Source organism: Bradyrhizobium nitroreducens (assembly GCF_002776695.1).
Lineage (GTDB): Bacteria > Pseudomonadota > Alphaproteobacteria > Rhizobiales > Xanthobacteraceae > Bradyrhizobium > Bradyrhizobium nitroreducens.
On record NZ_LFJC01000003.1, the window covers coordinates 5,766,047 to 5,767,675 of the forward strand.

Sequence of the window (1,629 nt, forward strand, 5' to 3'; positions counted from 1 at the left end):
CTGCGGGTTTTTCAATGGGCGCGATGGTCAATGGATGCCTGTGGTGCGCTCAAGGATCTCGGCGAGTTCCTCGAACGAGAACGGCTTCCTGATCATCGGCAGGCCGCCGCGCCGGGGTTCGCGACCGGACAGCTGCAGCATCTTCAGCTCCGGGCGGACACGCTTGGCCAGCTCGGCCAGCTCATGACCATCCATGCCGGGCATGTTGATGTCGGTGATGAGGATCGAGATGTCCCGGTTCTGTCCGAGCCTTTCGAGCGCGTCCTCGCCGCTGTGGGCGCTGACCACCTCGCAGCCGAGATCCTCCAGCATGTCCACGACCACGTCGAGGACGGCGGGATCGTCGTCAACAACCAGCACAGTGTGCTTCATCGCACCAACGTTCCTTCCATCAATGACATCAACGCGGCCCTCGTCGGGTAAGTTCCGGCGCGCCTAATCGTCCTTCGGCAAATCGCCGGGCTTGGTGGGAAGCTCGATGGTGCCGCCCTCGCCGCGCACGAGGTCGCGATCCCCGTCTGCGGTTTCGGGGGACTCATCGAGGACGATGTCTTGCTTGTTGCGCACCCTGTCGACGTGCGGCTTGCCTTCGTTGCGCGGCTTGCGAGATGGCCAGGGTGTCATGACGGTCCTCCCGATCGACCAACTTCGCTGGAGCACATTCGTTCGTTTGACACGTCGGGCAAAACACCGGCATGAATGACCTCATCGAGACGAGTTTGGTTCATCCGCGCGGATAACTTCCGCTGCGGGTTTTCTCGTCTCGATTTCGAGATCGGACGGCGGCGGCGCATTGCGGCCACGCACTCGCTTGATGCGCGTTCATGGAGCGCCGATCGGCGCGCCGCCTTCGGAACCATTGCTGGCCGTGCGCGCGCGAACGTGCCGGCCCGCGGCGCCGGGGCCAATTGCCAGCGCCGCTGCGGTCTCCGGAAACACGGAGATAGGGTTCGCGCCCGATACGATCGCGCCTCGCCTTGCGTGATCTGCCGCGCGTTTCTTTTCTCTGGAGGGAATAATGACAGCCTATCTGATATCGCTCGCCCTCGCGGGCCTCGTCGCAATCGTGCTGTGGGAGATGGTGTCGTGAGCGAGGATGTCGAGTGCGAGCTCGTTGGCGGGCCGTCCGCCCGGTCCGCGGCTAGGAAAATGGCGCGGCACGGACCCTGACCGAGATCCGATCGCTGGCGCGCGGCCACACAAGGACGGCCCTCAGGGTTCTCGTCGGGATCATGCGCAGCGATGATGCGACGCCGGCCGAGCGCCTCTCCGCGGCCAACGCTATCCTCGATCGCGGCCGGGGCAAGGCCGCACAGCCGGTCGAGAACAACGAAGACGGCGAAGCGATCCACTAGGTCGAGCGCGTCATCGTGCGTCCGGAAGACGCCGTCGAGGGCGATGCCGGGTCGAAGGCCTGAGATGCCGGCGTTTCGAATTGAGATTCCTCCTTTGACACGTCGGGCAGAACACTGGCAGAATGACATCATCGAAAAGTCTAAGTCGACCCGCGCGGGAAGCACCCGGCCGCGGGCTTCTTGTTTCGATGGACACGACGCCGAAGACCGTCGCCAAATGGGTCAAGCGCTTCCGCGCAGAAGGTGTGGATGGCTTGCTCGACCGCTCGTCGCG

4 protein-coding genes are annotated in these 1,629 nt (G+C 64.1%); 2 read left to right on the forward strand and 2 right to left on the reverse strand.

From position 1 onward, the window contains the following. Nucleotides 1–27: 27 nt before the first annotated feature. The gene (locus TSA1_RS27645; RefSeq protein ID WP_100179105.1) at nt 28–372 is read right to left on the reverse strand and encodes a response regulator; all 345 of its coding nucleotides are present in this window, start codon (nt 370–372) and stop codon (nt 28–30) included. 63 nt (nt 373–435) lie between these two features. Next, nucleotides 436–624: a hypothetical protein gene (locus TSA1_RS27650; protein ID WP_100179106.1), complete on the reverse strand. Its 189-nt coding sequence runs from the start codon at nt 622–624 to the stop codon at nt 436–438. Nucleotides 625–1,232: 608 nt separating this feature from the next. Between TSA1_RS27650 and TSA1_RS27655 the strand changes: the two genes are divergently transcribed. Beyond that, on the forward strand, nt 1,233–1,355 hold the full coding sequence (locus tag TSA1_RS27655; protein ID WP_347338557.1) for a hypothetical protein: 123 nt from the start codon (nt 1,233–1,235) through the stop codon (nt 1,353–1,355). A gap of 188 nt (nt 1,356–1,543) precedes the next feature. Further along, on the forward strand, nt 1,544–1,629 hold an 86-nt coding region (locus tag TSA1_RS41200), incomplete at its 3' end, for a helix-turn-helix domain-containing protein (protein WP_430649805.1).

Bases quoted from the DNA above. Each gene is read 5' to 3' on its own strand.
- TSA1_RS27645 (WP_100179105.1), bottom strand. From the start codon at position 372: ATGAAGCACACTGTGCTGGTTGTTGACGACGATCCCGCCGTCCTCGAC.
- TSA1_RS27650 (WP_100179106.1), bottom strand. From the start codon at position 624: ATGACACCCTGGCCATCTCGCAAGCCGCGCAACGAAGGCAAGCCGCAC.
- TSA1_RS27655 (WP_347338557.1), top strand. From the start codon at position 1,233: ATGCGCAGCGATGATGCGACGCCGGCCGAGCGCCTCTCCGCGGCCAAC.